Consider the following 16558-nt stretch of genomic DNA (forward strand, 5'->3'; position numbering starts at 1 on the left):
CGGTGGGCGGTGGGCGGTGGGCGGTGGGCGGCGGGCTCGTTGCGGTGGGCGGCGGGCTCGGTGCGGGTGAAGGCGGGGTGAAGAGGTCCGGCGGGCGCTGCGGGCGGAGGCCCGGGCGTGCCTAGGATGGCGGCCGGTCCGCTACGGGGAGGTACGGGGATGGCAGGCGGCAGCACCGGGGCGTCCGACCGTACGGGTGGCGGGTTCGTCCTCAAGCCGTGGGAACTGCACGGCGAGGGGCGGGAGTTCGAGAAGCTCGGGGGTGAGTTGACGAAGGCCGTGGCCGCCCTGGAACGGGACCTCGCCGCGCTCGGCACCCCCTGGGGAACGGACGCGCCCGGCAGCGGCTTCGCCGCCGTGTACGGCCCGGCGCACGGCGAACTCGTCGGCGGGCTGCGAGGGTTGGCCGGGCAGGTGGGCAAGGTCGGGACCGGGCTGCACACGATGGCCGAGCGGACGACGGACACGGACACCTCGGCGGCCGGCGGGTTCGGCGCCGCGGTCGAGGGCGGGACGGGGGTCGGGCCCGGAGCGTCGGTGGTCTCCGCGGTCTACTCGACGACGGGGGCAACCCCGGGGGCGGCCCCCGCCGTCCCCAAGGACATGTCGGTCTGACGGACCCGGCTCGGAGGGGGAAGCGCGTGTCCCGGAAACTGCCCGAAGAACTGGTGCCGGTGCTGGCCAGGACCGGCCACCCGTGGCCGCAGGCCGATGAGGAGGTCCTGCGCAAGGCGGCCGGGGTCTGGCGGGAGTTCGGCAAGGAGGCCGACCGCCTCACCCGCCGCTGCGGCGAGTCCGTCCGGCGCGTCACCGCCGACAACTCCGGCCACGCGGTCGAGTCCTTCGGGGCGTACTGGCAGACCTTCAGCGGCGGCGGCAAGGGACACCTGGACGACGCGCACGCCGCGGTCGCGCTGGTCGCCGCCGCCTTCGACACGGCCGCCCGGGCCGTGGACACCTGCAAGGCCGAGATCATCGCAACCCTGCAGCAGCTCGCCGCCGACCTCGCGCAGGCCGAGCAGCGGGCCGCCGCGGCCAAGGAGGCGGCGGGCAAGGCCGCCGCGGCGGCCGACGCCGGTCCGCGGACGGGGACCGCGGCGGGCACGGGGACAGGCGCAGGGGCGGACGGGGTGGTCGGCGGGCTGAGGAAGGCCGTCGGCGGTCTCGCGGCCGACGTGAAGAACACCGCCACCGAACAGGTCGCGGCGGGTGTGGCGGCGGTCGCCGTCGAGGTTGCCGCGCTGAAGATCGGCGGGCTGCTCGGCGAACTCGGCCGTGCCATGAAGGACGCCCTCTCCGCAGCCCTCAAAGAGCCGGCCGCCGTCGCCCTGCTCCGGCTCGGCACCGCGCGGGGCACCGGGGTCACCGCCGCCTCGTACCGCACCGGCGCCTTCGACCCGCGTGCCGCCGGACTGCCCGTGGCCCTCGGCGAACCGGGCGTGCTCGGCGCGGACGGCTCCGGGCTGGTCCTGCTCGCGGGGAGGGACGGCAAGCCGCTGGTCGGCGTGCCCGGGCTCACCGTCAGGCTCGACGAGCACGGGCAGCCGGTCCTCGGCCAGGACGGTCGGCCGGTCATCCTCCGCGCCGACGGCACGCCGGTGGACGACGCCTCCGGGCTGCTGGTCGTCCCCGGGCCGGACGGCAAGCCGGTCGTCGGGGTGGCCGACCTGGCCGTCCGGCTTGACGAGCACGGGCAGCCGGTGCTCACCGACGAGCAGGGCAAGGAGATCCACGGGGTGCCGCTCGCCGGGCCGGCGGCGCCGGACACCCCGGCCGGCCGGGACGGGAAGCCGCTCGACGGCCCGGGCGTGGACGGGACGGCCGATCCGAAGGTGCCCGGCGCGGTGACCGTGGCCTCGACCGTGGCCTCGACCGTCGTGGCGGACCCGGCGGGGTCGGTCGCGGGGCCGGTCGCGGGGCCGCCGGGCGGGGCGAGCGCGGGTGGGGCGGACACCGCCGTCGCCGCGGGCGCGCCTGCCGGTGCGGTGGCGTCGGGGGCCTCGTACGCGACCGGGGGGTGGCAGGGGCAGCACCGGGCGGCGGCCGGAGGCGGCGACTGGACGCCGCCCACGCGGGACGACGGGGCGTCCGGGCGGTCCGTCGCCGCGCCGGTCCGCCAGGGCGGTGGCCCGGCGGGCGGGTCGGACGGGGACTACCCGCTCCAGGCCCCCGCGGTCGGCGGCTCCGCTCCGACGCACGGCGGTGGGCCGGTGACCGTACGGACCGACTCGGTGAGCGCACCGCCCGCGCCCGGTTCGTCGCCCGGTGTCGTGCCCGGTGTTGTGTCGAGTGCCGCGCCCGGTGCCGCGCCCGGACCGGCGGTGGACGTTCCGTCCGCGATCCGGCCGGTCGGGGTCGCCGGGCACTTCGGGACACCGGCGTACGGTGCCGGGTACCCCCTGGCAGGTACCGCCGGTACGGCCGGCATGACCGGAACCATCGGCGCCGTCGGTGCCATCGGGCCCGGACCGCTCGCGGGCGGGGGTGGGCCCGCGAACGCGGCGGCGCCGTTCGGCAGCGGTGTCGGGGCAGGCGGCAGCGGGTCGGGAGCCGGTGGGGCTGGGGCTGGTGGGGAAGGGGCGGCCGGGGCAGTCTCCGCCGAACCCAGGCCGGGCGCTCCCGCACCGCGGCCTCCGGTCGGCGCCGCGCCGCCCGTCCTCGGTCCCCCGCCGGCCCACGCCGAACCGCCGGCCCCGACCGCGCCGCCGCTCGTCGGCACCACCCCGGTACCCGGCCGACCCGAGCCGCACCACGGGGACGCCCGACGCCGGGACACCGCCGCCACCGTCGCCGACCCCACCCTCGCCTGGGGCGCGGTCCCGGTTGCGACCGCCCACGCGATGGCCCTCCAACTCGCCCTGCGCGCACGGCACGGAGCCCACCCCGAGGACCCGGCCGCGCGGCTGCGCAGCATCGCCGACAGCCGCCCGTACGGGCTGCCCGGCGGGCTCGGCCCCGTCGACCCGGAACACCAGGCCGAGCTCGAACGCCGTGCGCCCCGAGACGGGGACGGACTGCCCGTCCGCCACCCCGATCCGGCCGTCGACGGCTGGGCGGAGGCCGTCAACGACGGCGGCCACCGCGAACCCGGCCGGGCCAACAACAGCCTGGAGATCGCCCTCTCCGCGGTCGAGTGCTACACCGGCCGGCCCACCTGCGCCGCCCCGCGCATCCCGACCGAGGGCGACGCCGGCGAACGCGGCGGCCGGGACCGCGCCGAACGCGAACTCGGCGCCCCCTTCCGGGACCTGGGCGACAGTGGCCAGGCCTTCGACCGCCTCGCCGACGACCTCCGTCGCGCCGGCCACGGCTCCCAGGCCGTCCTCCTCACCCTCGACGCCTACGGCCGCCCGCACGCCTGGAACGCCGTCAACCACCGGGACACGGTCACCTACCTGGACCACCAACTCGCCCGCCAGGCCCCCACGCCCCTCCACCCCGCCACCCAAGGCCTCTGGGCGATCGCCCTCGGCCCGGAAGGCCGCCCCCTCGACCTCACACCCGCCGGCTGCCGGACGTGATCCGGGCGATGTCGTGGGGCGGGCGATGTCATGGGGCGGTCTGACCGTGAGAGCGGCGATGCGGGAGGATGCGCGCCGGACCAGCACGAGAGAGCGAGGCCGACGGTGACCGAACAGGACACGGTGGACCTGATCCACCTGGCGGACGCGGACGGCGACCACTGCATCGTGCGCGTCACCGGCCGCCCGCAGCCGGGCGTGCCGACCGGCCACGACCTGCTCCGGGCCGATGTCCTGGCGCACACCGACTTCGTCGACGCCCGCCTGGAGCTCTACCTCTCGCAGCGAGACCTCGACTCCTGGCAGCAGGACCTCTGCCGCCTCGCCCCGGGAACGGACGCGACCATCGGCGGAGACCGCGGGCTCAGCCTGGCCCTCCACATGCAGGAGGACCGCTCCCTGGCCGTGACGATCGACGATCCCGACCGGCTCAGCGCGATGCTCTGGATCCGTCCGCCGGAGAACTGGACGGACGAGCACCACGACCGACTGGAGCGGGTCCGGCAGACCTGGCCCAGCGACGTCGTGGAGACGGCCCCCATGACGTACGAATGGCGCCCACCCCGCCAGAGCTGAACAGCGCCGCCCGCCCCCGCCGCGCCGACACCACAGTGCACGTCCCCGCGGCCGCATTCCATCCGGCGGCCAGGCCCGCTGTCGGGTTCGCCGAGCAGGTTTCGCGCAGGAAGTCGGCCAGACCGACTTCCTGCGCTCGACAACCCTGGGCAGGCCGGGGCGGTTATGTAGACCGGTCTTCATATTCCCTGCGTCCGAGATCGGGAGCGGCTTGCGCCAGAAGTCGGTCCGGCCGACTTTTGGTGCGCTGCGGTGTCGGACCCTGCCCGGATATGTAGACCGGTCGTCATAGTTTTGAGCGAGCGGTGGGTGGTTGCGTGAGAAGTCGGTCGGGCCGACTTTCTGTGCGTGTGAGGCGGGGGTCCGCAGCAAATCCGTAGACCGGTCTTCATATTCGCGCCCCGAGAGCGGCGGATTGCGTAGGAAGTCGGGTGGGTCGACTTTCTGCGCGGGCTGTTGGGGCGCCCGGGTTGCTGGATTTGGGTGGATATGTAGACCGGTCGTCATATTCGTGCCCCGGGATGGACGGGGGAGTAGGGGCTGGGTGGGGGCGTAGGGTCGGGGCGCGGTCGGGGCGCGGTCGGGTTGGGTGTCGGGGACGGGGGTGGCCGGGTGGTTTCGCGGGCGCAGGCGGTGGAGGCGGGGCACCGGTGGATCAACGGGGATCTGCCGCAGGGGTCCGGGGCGCTCAGGCGGGTGTGCGCGCACGAGTTCGAGCTCGGCTGGGTGGTGTGGGCGGAGCCCGCACGGGTGGCGGTGGATCCGCGGACCGGTGAGCGGCGGGCGCCCGAGGAGGTCGGGGCAGCCTGTGCCGTGGTGGACCGGGAGAGCGGTCGGTTCACGGTGTGGCCCTCGGTGCCGGTGGACGAAGTGGTCGGGCTGTACCGGGATTACGTCGGCGCGGGCGGGTACGACCCGACCCGGCCGCCGGTGACCGGCAGGGGCGCCCGCGTCGAGCTGACGTACCGGGACGGCGCGGGCGAGGAACGGTCGCTGGCGCTGCGCTCGGCGGCGGGCCTGCCGCATCCGGCGCTGCGCGGCTGGTGGTGGCTGCGCGAGCAGGGGGTGGCGGCCGAGGACGTGCTCGCCGTCCGGGGCGACCTGCGGCCGAGCGCCCTGCCCGGTGGCTACTGCGCCCACGCTCTGGCCGCCGAACTCCCGCACGTCCGCATGGACTTCGCGTTGCCGTACGGCCCGCGGTTCGACCACCGCGCCGCCGCCGTACGGGCGCTGCCCGCGCCCCCGGACGGGCCGGCCCGCAACCGGGTGCCCTTCCCCCGCCCGGTGCGGAACAACAGTCCGGTGCGGAACGGTCCGGCGTGCAGCGGTCCGACTGAGCCGGTCGAGCCGGTCGCGCCGGTCGAACTGACCGAGCCGGCCGGGCCCGACGCGGCGCTCGCCGCGCGGCTCGCGCACCGGTTCGGCCCGGCGGGCGTGCAGCGCTTCGGTGCGGCGGACGTGATGCGGGCCGAACTCCCCGGCGAGGCGGCCGCGTTGCTGCAGGCCGTGGGTGTGCCGACGGCCGTGCCGGGGTTCTTCGCGCTGCACCACCCCGGCACGGAGGCGATCGCGGACGGTACCCGCCCCGGCACCGTCCTGCCGCCGCTGGCCGCGTACCTCGCCGCGCTCGGCCGGGGCGCCCGGGTGGCCGGGCGCGAGCGGTCGGCGCTCGCCGGTCAGCTGGTGCTGGGGACGGACGGCTGGGCCGTGGTGGCGCTCGACACGGTGGACGGCGCCGTCCGGGCGGTGGACCCGGACTACGCGACCGTCCGCCACTGCAACGCGGACCTGCGCGCCTTCGTCCGCTGCCTGGAGGTGTTCGCCGGCTGGTGGCCCGCCCTGCGCGGGCTGGACCCGGTGGCCGCGGGCGAGGCGGTGGACCGCCTGCAGCGAGCCCTGGTGGAGGTGGACGGCACGGTCTTCGCCGATCCCGAGAACTGGTGGGCCGTCATCGTGGAGCAGCTGTGGGACGGCTTGCTGTGACGGGGTGCCCGGGCACCTGACGTCGCCACAGGGCCCTCGGGTCCCTCGGGTCCATCGGATAACCGGGTACGGCCGCCCCGCCCGAGGCCCCCGTGCCCGCCGGACCAGCGCGAACACCACCGCAACCCCCCTCGCCCCGGCACGGATCGCGTAGCGTGGAGACTTATGCGACTCGGTGTTCTCGACGTAGGTTCCAACACGGTCCACTTCCTCGTGGTGGACGCCCATCCGGGTGCTGCCCCGGTGCCCGCGTACTCCCACAAGGCCGAACTGCGCCTGGCCGAGCTGCTGGACGCGGACGGCGCGATAAGCGAGGCCGGCGTCGAGCGGCTGGTGGGCCACGTCGCGTCCTCGTTGCGGGTCGCCGAGGACAAGGGTGTCGTCGACATCCTGCCGTTCGCCACCTCCGCCGTGCGCGAGGCCGCCAACGGCGAAGAGGTGCTGCGCCGGGTGACCGCCGAGACCGGCGTCGAGCTGCGGGTGCTGTCCGGGCAGGACGAGGCCCGGCTCACGTTCCTGGCGGTCCGCCGCTGGTTCGGCTGGTCCTCGGGCCGACTGCTCAACCTGGACATCGGCGGCGGCTCGCTGGAGATCGCCTGCGGTCTGGACGAGCAGCCGGACGTCGCCTGCTCGCTGCCGCTGGGGGCCGGGCGGCTGACCGGACGCTGGCTGCCCGGGGACGTCGCCGACCCGGACGGGCTGCGCGAGCTGAGACGCCACATCCGGGCCGAGATGGCCACCGTCGTCGGCGAGATCTCCCGGCTCGGGCCGCCGCAGCACGCGGTCGCCACCTCCAAGACCTTCAAGCAGCTGGCCCGGATGACCGGCGCGGCCCCCGCCGACGCCGGACCGTACGCCGACCGCCGGCTCACCCGCAGCGGGCTGGCCGCCTGGCTGCCGAGGCTGGCCACGATGACCGTCGCCGAGCGCGCGCAGATCCCCGGTGTCTCCGAGGGCCGCGCCAAGCAGCTGCTGGCCGGTGCGCTGGTCGCCGACGCCGCGATGGACCTGTTCGGCCTCGAAGAGCTGGACGTCTGTCCGTGGGCGCTGCGCGAGGGCATCATCCTGCGCCGTCTGGACACCATGGACAGCCCCACCGACCGGCGTCGACCGGAGCTCACTCCCTAGGACGGCGTCCCGTTCGGGGCGCGCTCCGCTTACGCTGTCTCCCGTGGTGCAACCAGCGGGCGAGGACGGAACGCGGGAGGATCGCGCTCCCGGGGACGGGCAGTCGCGGCCGGACGGCCCGCGCCGCCGGCTCGGCAAGGCGGTCAAGGGCGCCACCGCTGCGCAGGCCGCCAAGGCCGCCAAGGCGGCCCAGCGCACCGCGAAGAAGGCCACCGCGAAGGCCACCGCGAAGAAGGCCACCGCGAAGACGTCCGCCGCGAAGACGTCCGCCGCGAAGAAGGACGACACCGCCGAGGGGACCGCGTCCGGCAGGACCACGCCGAAGAACTCCACGCCGAACAGGACCGCGCAGAGGAAAGCCGAGCCGAGGAAGGCCGCGTCGAAGCAGGCCGAGCCGAACCAGGCCGAGCCGAAGCCGACGGAGCGGCCGACGGGGAAGCCGAGCCGGTCCGCGACCGCAAGCCCGACCGCGACCCCGTCCGCGGCGCCCGCCCCCCGCAGGGCCGCCGCCAAGGCCGCACCGAAGGAGACCCGCACCGCCCGGGCCGCCGGCGCCGCCAAGGCGGCCGTCCAGTCGGTGCGCTCGGTCAAGGCCGCCCGCCGGGAGGCCGCCCGCCCGCCGCTGCTGCGCACCACCGACCGGCTGGTGCTGCCCAGGCATCCGGCCCTGCACATCCCCGACACCAAGGTGGTCCTGTCCACCGCCTCGGTGTACCCGGCGAGCACCGCCGTGGCGTTCGAGCTGGCCGCCAAGCTCGGCTACGACGGGGTCGAGGTGATGGTCTGGAACGACCCGGTCAGCCAGGACATCGAGGCCCTGCGCCGGCTCTCCGACGCCCACCGGATGCCGATCCTGGCCGTGCACGCGCCCTGCCTGCTGATCACCCAGCGGGTGTGGACCACCGACCCGTGGACCAAGCTGGTCCGGGCCCGGGCGGCGGCCGAGAAGCTCGGCGCGAGTGCCGTCGTCGTCCACCCGCCGTTCCGTTGGCAGCGGCAGTACGCCCGGGACTTCGTCCAGGGCATCAACCGGATGGCGGGCGAGACCGACGTCCGCTTCGCCGTCGAGAACATGTACCCATGGCGCTACCGCGACCGCGAGGTGCTGGCGTACGCGCCCGGCTGGGACGTCACCGACGAGGAGTACCGGCACTTCACGATCGACCTGTCGCACGTCGCGACCTCCCGGATCGACACCTTCGCCATGGTCGAGCGGATGGGCGACCGACTCGCCCACGTGCACCTGGCCGACGGCAGCGGATCCGGCAAGGACGAGCACCTGATCCCCGGCCGCGGCAAGCAGCCCTGCGCCGAGCTGCTGGAGCACCTCGCCCGCACCGGTTTCGACGGCCACGTGGTGCTGGAGGTCAACACCCGCCGCTCCGCGTCGCCCGCCGAACGGGAGGCCGATCTGGCCGAGGCACTGGCCTTCACCCGCTTGCACCTGGCCACCCCGTCGCACGTACGCTGAGCCCCGTGCGCCCCGCTGCGGGTGCGAACTTCCGCAAGGAAGGGGAGAGATGACGGAGCAGCAGGACTACCGTGAGGCCGCCAGGAGCTTCGGGGCGGTGGCCGCCGAGTACGACCGGGCCCGTCCCGGCTACCCCGCGGAGCTGTTCGACGCGCTGGAGAGGCTGTGGGGCTGGGGCCTCAAGGGAGCGCGGGTCCTGGACGTCGGCGCGGGCACCGGCATCGCCACCCGACTGCTGGCCGCCCGCGGCGCGGAGGTCGTCGCCGTCGAGCCCAGCTCCGGCATGGCGGCGCAGTTCCTGGCCTCCTCGCCCACGCTGCCGCTGGTCCGCGGCGGCGGTGACGACCTGTCCTTCCACGACGGCTCGGCCGACCTGATCACCTACGCGCAGGCCTTCCACTGGACGCACCCGGAGCGGGCGGTCCCGGAGGCGGTCCGGGTCCTGCGGCCGGGCGGCGCCATCGCCGTCTGGTGGAACGTCCACGACGAGACCGTGCCGTGGGTGCGCGCCCGGGACCGGCGGATGGCCGCCGCACTGCCCGCCCGCTACCGCGGCTACGGCGGGATCAGCAGCTTCACCGGCCACTTCGAGCCGGCCGGCCTCGCGGTGGAGCGGGCGGTGCTGCACTGGGAGCGGCGGGTCACCGTCGACCACGTGCTGACCGACCTCACCTCCCGCTCGTACCTGGCGTCGCTGACGCCCGAGGAACGCGCGCCGGTGCTGGCGGCCGAGCGGGAGGCCATGTTCACCGAGTTCCCGGACGGCGTCGTGGTCGAGCCGTTCGCCCTCGACCTCACTGTGGCCGTCACCCCGAGCTGACCGCACCCGAGCCGGCCACACCCGTACACCGAGCGCCCCGCCCGTACACCCACCCCCACCCGCCCGCACCCGTGCACCCGCCCGCGACTCGCCGTCTGACCGCATCGCGGACGGCCCGTCGGCCGCCCGGACGGCGGGCGTAGGCTCGGTAGCCACAGCGGCCCCCGCACCCTCCCACCGGCGGGGCGCCGGCGAGAGCCCGAAGGAGTGGAGCACAGTGCCCGAGCTGAGGTCCCGTACGGTCACCCACGGTCGCAACATGGCAGGCGCCCGGGCGCTTCTCCGGGCGGCCGGCGTAGCCCGCGAGGACTTCGGCAAGCCGATCATCGCGGTCGCCAACTCCTTCACCGAGTTCGTCCCCGGTCACACCCACCTCCAGCCGGTCGGCCGGATCGTCTCCGAGGCGATCAAGCAGGCGGGCGGCATCCCGCGCGAGTTCAACACCATCGCCGTGGACGACGGCATCGCGATGGGCCACGGCGGCATGCTCTACTCGCTGCCCTCACGCGACCTGATCGCCGACTCGGTCGAGTACATGGTCAACGCGCACTGCGCGGACGCCCTGATCTGCATCTCCAACTGCGACAAGATCACCCCGGGCATGCTGATGGCCGCGCTGCGCCTGAACATCCCGACCGTCTTCGTCTCCGGCGGCCCGATGGAGGCCGGCAAGGCCACCCTGGTCGACGGCACCGTGCGCAAGCTCGACCTGGTCGACGCGATCTCGCAGGCCGTCAACGAGAACGTCTCCGACGAGGACATCGCGATCATCGAGGAGAACGCCTGCCCGACGTGCGGCTCGTGCTCCGGCATGTTCACCGCCAACTCGATGAACTGCCTCACCGAGGCCATCGGCCTCTCGCTGCCCGGCAACGGCTCGGTGCTCGCCACCCACACCGCCCGCCGGGCGCTGTACGAGCGGGCCGGGCACAACGTCGTCGAGATCGCGAACCGCTACTACGGTGGCGACGACGCCTCCGTCCTGCCCCGCGCGATCGCCACCCGCGCCGCCTTCGAGAACGCCATGGCCCTGGACATCGCCATGGGCGGCTCGACCAACACGATCCTGCACCTGCTCGCCGCCGCCCAGGAGGCCGAGCTGGACTTCGACCAGCGGGCCATCGACGCGATCTCCCGCAAGGTGCCCTGCCTGTCCAAGGTCGCGCCGAACGGCTCGTACTACATGGAGGACGTCCACCGGGCCGGCGGCATCCCCGCGATCCTCGGCGAGCTGTACCGCGGCGGGCTGCTCAACGAGGACGTCCACACCGTCCACGCCGACTCGCTCGCCGAGTGGCTGAAGACCTGGGACGTGCGCGGCGGCTCGTCCTCCGCCGAGGCCGTCGAGCTGTGGCACGCCGCGCCCGGCTGCGTCCGCTCCGCCGAGGCCTTCTCCCAGTCCGAGCGCTGGGAGTCGCTGGACACCGACGCCGCCAAGGGCTGCATCCGCAGCGTCGAGCACGCCTACTCCGTCGAGGGCGGCCTGGCCGTGCTGTACGGCAACCTCGCCGAGGACGGCTGCATCGTGAAGACCGCCGGCGTGGACGAGTCGATCTGGACGTTCAGCGGTCCGGCCGTCGTGGTCGAGTCCCAGGACGACGCGGTCGAGGCGATCCTGGCCAAGCGGGTCAAGGAGGGCGACGTCGTCGTCATCCGCTACGAGGGCCCCAAGGGCGGCCCGGGCATGCAGGAGATGCTCTACCCGACCTCCTTCCTCAAGGGCCGCGGCCTCGGCAAGGCCTGCGCGCTGGTCACCGACGGCCGCTTCTCCGGCGGCACCTCGGGCCTGTCCATCGGCCACGCCTCCCCGGAGGCGGCCTCCGGCGGCACCATCGCCCTGGTCGAGGACGGCGACACCATCGCCATCGACATCCCCGGCCGGACGATCTCCCTGGAGGTCCCGGAGGAGGTCCTGGCCGAGCGCCGCCGCGCCCTGGAGGCCGCGGGCGGCTACCGTCCGAAGAACCGCGACCGCCAGGTCAGCCAGGCCCTGCGCGCCTACGCCGCGATGGCCACCTCGGCCGACAAGGGCGCCGTCCGCGACGTGACCAAGCTCGGCTGAGACCGGGCAGGACCCGCCGGTACGAGGAGGAGCCGTCCCGCAGGCCGGGACGGCTCCTCCGTCGTTCGCGGCGGTCGGGTGATAATCGACGGCGTGAGCGAGCAGCCCCCCACCCCCGCCCCCGAGGCCGCCGGAGCCCCCGTGGCGGCCGCGGCCCCCAGGGCCGTCGGCGGCCCCGAGCCGGAACCGATCCGCTGGTTCGGTACCAGCTGGCTGAACCGGGACGGCGGCTACTGGCTGCGCCGGGTCGCCGTGTCCTTCGGTGCGCTGGTCGCGACGGCCGCGGTGGTGCTGCTGCTGCGCTTCGGCGTCGAGGGCATCGCCCTCTCCGACAACGGGACCTTCGTCAACGGGCTGCTGACCGTCGCCATCGCGGTCTGCTCGATGATGTCCGTCCGGCGCACCTGGAAGCTGCTCACCGAGGGCAAGGACCAGCTGACCGGCTGGATGGCCGAGGACAAGTCGCTCGGCGCGGTCTGGCTCATCGGCAGCGCCGGCGCCCTGGCCGCCTACTTCGCCCGCAGCCTGGTCGAGGCGCCCGGCGAGGCGGTCCAGCGCGCCTCCTACCAGCGGGCCGTGGCCCGGTACGAGAAGCGCCGGGCCGGCCGCAGCGGCCGGCCCTCCGACGCGCCGCCGAGCCGGGCCAAGCGCAAGCGCTGACGCGGCCCGGCGGCTCCCCGGCCGGGGTTCAGCTGCGGCTCGCCGTCCCGCACTGCTCGTTCGGGGCGATGTCCTTGCTCCGGTCGTACGGGTCGCTGGTCGGTCCGGTCGGTGCCGGGTCGTGATCGGCGAACTGCTGGAACTGCGGGTGCAGGAAGCCGTCGTAGATGTCGCAGGAGCTGTTGCCCACGTCGGATTGCGTCTTGGCGAAGACCAGCTTCTTCGCGTCGACCTTGTAGCGCTTCGGGTCGTAGAAGCGGAAGTCGTCGACCTTGCGGACGATCGTGCGGGCCGTCCAGGTGCTGCCCGTGTTGTCGGCGGCCGGGACGACCAGGCCGACGGGCTTGGCGGTGCCGCCCGGGGCGGTGCCGGGCGGCGTGGCGCCCTGCGTGCGGCGGGCCGAGGCCAGCTTCTCCGCGTCGGGGCCCGGCTGCAGCGGGTAGACGAAGGTGAAGTCGGTGTGCACCAGCACGCCCCCGTCACCGTCCCCCTCGATGCTCATCCGGCCCTGGACCTTGACGGTGCCGCCGACCAGGGCCGCCTCGCGCGGGTCGAAGCGGGTGAACCAGTCCGTCGGGTCGGTGTCCTTGCCGGGGTGGTCGAGGGCGGCGACGGCGGAGGCCCGCTCCTCGTGGTCGAGCATCGCCAGGGCGGCCTCCGGGCGGGCGCCGGCGATCACCTGGGGGTCGAGGTCGGCGGCCGTCAGGTAGGCATTGACCGACTGGAGCTGGGCGGCGACCTCGTCGGCGGAGAAGACGCCGATGGCCTTGGCGTCGGGCAGCACGAAGGCCTCCGCGCCGTTCGGCCAGCCCTCGGCGGGGGAGCCCTTCCACGGGTGGTCGACGGTCGGCGTGTCGTCGGGGGCGGTCGGCGGCGCCGAGGTCGGCCTGGCCGTCTCCGGGGCGACGGTCGGCACCGGTCCGGCCGAGGACGAGTTGCCGCCGTAGTGGTCGGAGTACCAGCGGCGCAGCCCGTCGATGTTCAGTGCCGCGAGCAGGACGGCGACGGTCAGCACGACGTAGAGCGGCGTGCGCCACTGCGGTCGGCGGCGCGGGCGCGGGTTGCCCCAGGGGTCGAGCGCCGGCTGCTTCGGCTTGCGGCCGAAACGGCGCGCGGGCGCCGGGCCGTCGTTGACCGAGCGGCGGCCGCCCGGGTCGACCGGCGGGGTGTGCTTCCACCGAGCGGCCAGCATGCGGGTGCGCCCGCTCTGCTCGGCGACGGTGGCGTTGCGGACGAACTCCTCGTCCAGGACGAGGTCGGCGAACGGGTCCTTCGCACCCGTTCCGGACGGGTCGGACCCGCCCGGCTCGTCGCCCCTGGTGGGGCGCGGTTCCGGATCTTCGGCTATCGGCATCGCGCCAGTATGACGACGGGGGGTGACGATGCGTCGATCGGGGGCACACCGGGTGGTGAACGCGTGCGCACCGGGTGGTGGTTCAGCCCGTTTCGCCCGGGTTCACCCCGGCCCGCCCGGAACCGCGCCGGGCGTCAGTCCTTGCCCCGGGCCTGCTTGACCGAGCCCACCACCCCGGCGATCGCCAGCAGGATGCCGGCCGGTAGCAGCGAGAGGAAGAAGGCGCCGAACAGGCCGGCGTCGCCGAGGAACAGCTGCGCCAGGGTGTTCAGGACGAGCAGCCCGCCGGCCGCCGGGAGCGCCGACTGCCACGGGTGGTCGTTCGCCCAGCGGCGCAGTCGTCGGTCGGCGGTGTCGCGGCGCAGTTGCCCGCCGACGGTGCCGACCAGGAAGAAGAAGAACAGGGCCCAGCCGGCCGGTCCGGCCAGCATGCTCAGCGACCAGTTCCCGGAGATCGCCTCGATCCCCAGGGATGTCGCCCCCACCACCGCACCGACCCCCGCGGCCGTCCGCCACGGGCCCACGGTCGCCGAGGCGACGGCGAGTTGCCGGTTCTCACGTCGGGACATTTCGTCGTGTGCCATGGTTCAACGGTGCGCCCGCCCGGCCCCGGAGGCCATAGGGGAACCCCCTGGTTTTCTCCCTAGGGGCGCACGGGCGGCGGGCCCCCGCCGCCCTTCCCCTCCCTCCGGCCCGGCCCGGCCGCGCACCCCGCCGGGGCCCCGCCGCCCACCCTGCCCCGAACCGGGCGACCACGGACCGGACGGTCCCGCCGGGCCCCGCCGCGCGGTGCGAGGATGTCCGCAGTACCGAGGCAAGGAGCGGACCATGGGCAGCAGCGCAGCACACGGACAGAAGATCGCCTTCCTGGGCACCGGCAAGATCGGCGAGGCCCTGCTCTCCGGTCTGCTGCGGGCCGGCAAGAGCCCCGCGGACGTCCTGGTGACCGCCCGCCGCCCCGAGCGCGCGGCCGAACTCGCCGCCCGGTACGGGGTGGTGGCCGTCTCCAACACCGAGGCCGCCAAGCTCGCCGACACCCTGATCCTCGCGGTCAAGCCGCAGGACATGGGCACCCTGCTGGAGGAGCTGGCCCCGCACGTCGGCGCGGACCGGCTGGTGATCTCGGCCGCGGCCGGCGTCCCGACCGCCTGGTTCGAGGAGCGGCTCGCCGCCGGGACCCCGGTGGTCCGGGTGATGCCCAACACGCCGGTCCTGGTGGACGAGGGGATGAGCGTCATCTCCGGCGGCTCGCACGCCACCGAGGAGCACCTGGCGCGCACCGAGGAGATCTTCTGCTCGGTCGGCAAGGCGCTGCGGCTGCCCGAGTCCCAGCAGGACGCGGCCACCGCGCTCTCCGGCTCGGGCCCGGCCTACTTCTACTTCCTGGTCGAGGCGATGACCGACGCCGGCATCCTGCTCGGCCTGCCCCGCCAGGTGGCGCACGACCTGATCGTGCAGTCCGCGATCGGCGCCTCGGTGATGCTGCGGGACTCCGGCGAGCACCCGGTGAAGCTGCGCGAGGCGGTCACCTCCCCGGCCGGCACCACGATCTCGGCCATCCGCGAGCTGGAGAACCACGGTGTGCGGGCCGCGCTGCTGGCCGCCCTGGAGGCGGCCCGGGACCGCTCCCGGGAGCTGGCCTCCGGCGGGAAGTAGTACGCCCGGACCCTGCGCGACCCCTCCCGCAATCGCGGCGCACCGCCTACGCTCTCGCCAACATCGTCCTACCGGCCGGTAGCGAGGACGCCAGGAGGCCCGTGTGGAGGTCCGTATGAGTGCCGCGCCGTCCGACGTCCCGCCCGGCCTGAGGGTCGGGCGGGCCGCGCTCGCCGTCAGCTTCCTCCTGCAGGGCACCACCTTCGCGCTGCTGGTCACCTGCATCCCGGAGATCCAGCACCGGTACGGGCTGAGCGACGGGCTGCTGCCGGTCTTCCTGGCGGCCGTGCCGATCCTGGCCGGGGTCGGCTCGATCGCCTCCGAGCAGCTGGTGAAGCGCACCGGCGCGCGGGCGGTGCTGAGAGCGGTCCAGCCGGCCGTCTGCCTGAGTCTGGCGGCCGTCGGGCTCGGCGACGCACTGTGGCAACTCGCCTTCGCCCTGGGGGCGTTCGGGCTGCTGGTGGGGGCGCTGGACGCCAGTATGAACATGCTCGGGGTGGGCCTGCAGCACCGCTACGGCCGCTCGATCATGATCGGCTTCCATGCCGCGTTCAGCCTGGGCGGCATCGTCGGTGCCGTCCTGGCGGGCCTCGGTTCGCACTACGACCTGGGGCTGCCGGTGCTGTTCGGCTCGGCCGCCGCGGTGATCGCCCCGCTCGCGGTGGTCACCGGCACGCGCTTCGCCGGCCCGGCCGAACTCGGTGACGCCGTCCGGGAGGCCGCCGAGGCCGCCGCCCGGTCCGTCCCCTGGCGGCCGCTGCTGCCGCTCTGCCTGGCGATGGCCTTCGCGTACATCGCCGACGCCTCGGTCTCCAACTACAGCGTCAAGTACCTCACCGACGGCCTGGGCAGCCGGGAGGACCTCGCCAAGCTCTCCTACCTCGGCTACATGGTCGCGATGCTGCTCGGCCGCGCGGCGGGCGACCGTGCGGTGCAGCGCTTCGGCGCCGTCCCGGTGGTCCGGGGCGGTGCGGCGCTGGCCGCGCTCGGGTTCGGGCTGGCGGCGGTCGCGCCCGCCCCCTGGGCGGGGATCGCCGCCTTCACCCTGCTCGGGTTCGGCATCTGCGCGATCATCCCGCAGGTCTTCGCGGCGGGCGGCCGGCTCTTCCCGGCCGACTCGGACGCCGCGGTGGCCCGGCTCAACCTCTTCAACTACGTGGGGTTCCTGCTCGGTTCGCCGCTGGTCGGGGCGATCGCCGACGCGAGTTCGTACCGCTGGGCCCTGCTCGCCCCGATGCTGCTGGTGCTCGCCGTGCTGCCGCTGGCCGACCGTTTCGCCCCGGCGCCGGTGTTGGCCCCCGCCGCCGCCGGGTGAGGGCGGGAGCGG

The 16558-nt window shown here is 74.9% G+C and carries 13 protein-coding genes; 11 read left to right on the forward strand and 2 right to left on the reverse strand.

The genetic code is table 11. The features are described from left to right. Positions 1-159: 159 nt before the first annotated feature. The 9 genes from ACIGG8_RS17625 to ACIGG8_RS17665 all read left to right on the forward strand — a co-directional run bounded on the left by ACIGG8_RS17625 (position 160) and on the right by ACIGG8_RS17665 (position 12221). Entirely contained in the window at positions 160-615 is a 456-nt protein-coding gene (locus ACIGG8_RS17625) for a hypothetical protein (protein ID WP_396548956.1), read from the forward strand. A gap of 26 nt (positions 616-641) precedes the next feature. Next, positions 642-3521: a toxin glutamine deamidase domain-containing protein gene (locus tag ACIGG8_RS17630; protein ID WP_396548957.1), complete on the forward strand. Its 2880-nt coding sequence runs from the start codon at positions 642-644 to the stop codon at positions 3519-3521. Positions 3522-3626: 105 nt separating this feature from the next. Next, positions 3627-4097 (forward strand): DUF5959 family protein, encoded by a 471-nt coding sequence (locus tag ACIGG8_RS17635; RefSeq protein ID WP_396548959.1) that lies wholly within the window; start codon positions 3627-3629, stop codon positions 4095-4097. Between the two features lie 696 nt (positions 4098-4793). Further along, positions 4794-6080, forward strand: a complete 1287-nt coding sequence (locus tag ACIGG8_RS17640; protein ID WP_396548960.1) for an SUKH-4 family immunity protein — start codon at positions 4794-4796, stop codon at positions 6078-6080. Between the two features lie 165 nt (positions 6081-6245). Further along, on the forward strand, positions 6246-7208 hold the full coding sequence (locus tag ACIGG8_RS17645; RefSeq protein ID WP_396548961.1) for a Ppx/GppA family phosphatase: 963 nt from the start codon (positions 6246-6248) through the stop codon (positions 7206-7208). Between the two features lie 667 nt (positions 7209-7875). Then, positions 7876-8679, forward strand: a complete 804-nt coding sequence (locus ACIGG8_RS17650) for a sugar phosphate isomerase/epimerase (RefSeq protein ID WP_350521735.1) — start codon at positions 7876-7878, stop codon at positions 8677-8679. A gap of 49 nt (positions 8680-8728) precedes the next feature. After that, on the forward strand, positions 8729-9499 hold the full coding sequence (locus ACIGG8_RS17655) for a class I SAM-dependent methyltransferase (protein ID WP_396548962.1): 771 nt from the start codon (positions 8729-8731) through the stop codon (positions 9497-9499). A gap of 217 nt (positions 9500-9716) precedes the next feature. Continuing rightward, positions 9717-11561, forward strand: coding sequence for a dihydroxy-acid dehydratase (gene ilvD, locus ACIGG8_RS17660; protein WP_396548964.1), 1845 nt, complete (start codon positions 9717-9719; stop codon positions 11559-11561). Between the two features lie 93 nt (positions 11562-11654). Beyond that, the gene (locus tag ACIGG8_RS17665) at positions 11655-12221 is read left to right on the forward strand and encodes a hypothetical protein (RefSeq protein WP_396548966.1); all 567 of its coding nucleotides are present in this window, start codon (positions 11655-11657) and stop codon (positions 12219-12221) included. 28 nt (positions 12222-12249) lie between these two features. On the opposite strand, the gene ACIGG8_RS17670 is transcribed toward ACIGG8_RS17665, so the two are convergent. Both ACIGG8_RS17670 and ACIGG8_RS17675 read right to left on the reverse strand, forming a co-directional pair. Further along, positions 12250-13575 carry a hypothetical protein gene (locus tag ACIGG8_RS17670; RefSeq protein ID WP_396548968.1) on the reverse strand — a complete coding sequence of 442 codons (1326 nt, stop codon included), beginning with the start codon at positions 13573-13575 and terminating at the stop codon, positions 12250-12252. Between the two features lie 134 nt (positions 13576-13709). Continuing rightward, positions 13710-14159, reverse strand: coding sequence for a hypothetical protein (locus ACIGG8_RS17675; RefSeq protein ID WP_396548969.1), 450 nt, complete (start codon positions 14157-14159; stop codon positions 13710-13712). Positions 14160-14403: 244 nt separating this feature from the next. On the opposite strand from ACIGG8_RS17675, the gene proC reads away from it, so the two are divergent. Next, positions 14404-15231 carry a pyrroline-5-carboxylate reductase gene (proC, locus tag ACIGG8_RS17680; protein ID WP_396548970.1) on the forward strand — a complete coding sequence of 276 codons (828 nt, stop codon included), beginning with the start codon at positions 14404-14406 and terminating at the stop codon, positions 15229-15231. Positions 15232-15346: 115 nt separating this feature from the next. Further along, positions 15347-16546, forward strand: coding sequence for an MFS transporter (locus tag ACIGG8_RS17685; RefSeq protein ID WP_396548971.1), 1200 nt, complete (start codon positions 15347-15349; stop codon positions 16544-16546). The last annotated feature ends 12 nt before the right edge of the window (positions 16547-16558 follow it).

It is taken from the genome of Kitasatospora sp. NPDC085464 (assembly GCF_044541955.1).
GTDB lineage: Bacteria > Actinomycetota > Actinomycetes > Streptomycetales > Streptomycetaceae > Kitasatospora.

Excerpts from the sequence above, each read along its gene's own strand:
- ACIGG8_RS17675 (WP_396548969.1), bottom strand. The coding sequence starts at position 14,159 with ATGGCACACGACGAAATGTCCCGACGTGAGAACCGGCAACTCGCCGTC.
- proC (WP_396548970.1), top strand. The coding sequence starts at position 14,404 with ATGGGCAGCAGCGCAGCACACGGACAGAAGATCGCCTTCCTGGGCACC.
- ACIGG8_RS17685 (WP_396548971.1), top strand. The coding sequence starts at position 15,347 with ATGAGTGCCGCGCCGTCCGACGTCCCGCCCGGCCTGAGGGTCGGGCGG.
- ACIGG8_RS17655 (WP_396548962.1), top strand. The coding sequence starts at position 8,729 with ATGACGGAGCAGCAGGACTACCGTGAGGCCGCCAGGAGCTTCGGGGCG.
- ACIGG8_RS17625 (WP_396548956.1), top strand. The coding sequence starts at position 160 with ATGGCAGGCGGCAGCACCGGGGCGTCCGACCGTACGGGTGGCGGGTTC.
- ACIGG8_RS17670 (WP_396548968.1), bottom strand. The coding sequence starts at position 13,575 with ATGCCGATAGCCGAAGATCCGGAACCGCGCCCCACCAGGGGCGACGAG.
- ACIGG8_RS17645 (WP_396548961.1), top strand. The coding sequence starts at position 6,246 with ATGCGACTCGGTGTTCTCGACGTAGGTTCCAACACGGTCCACTTCCTC.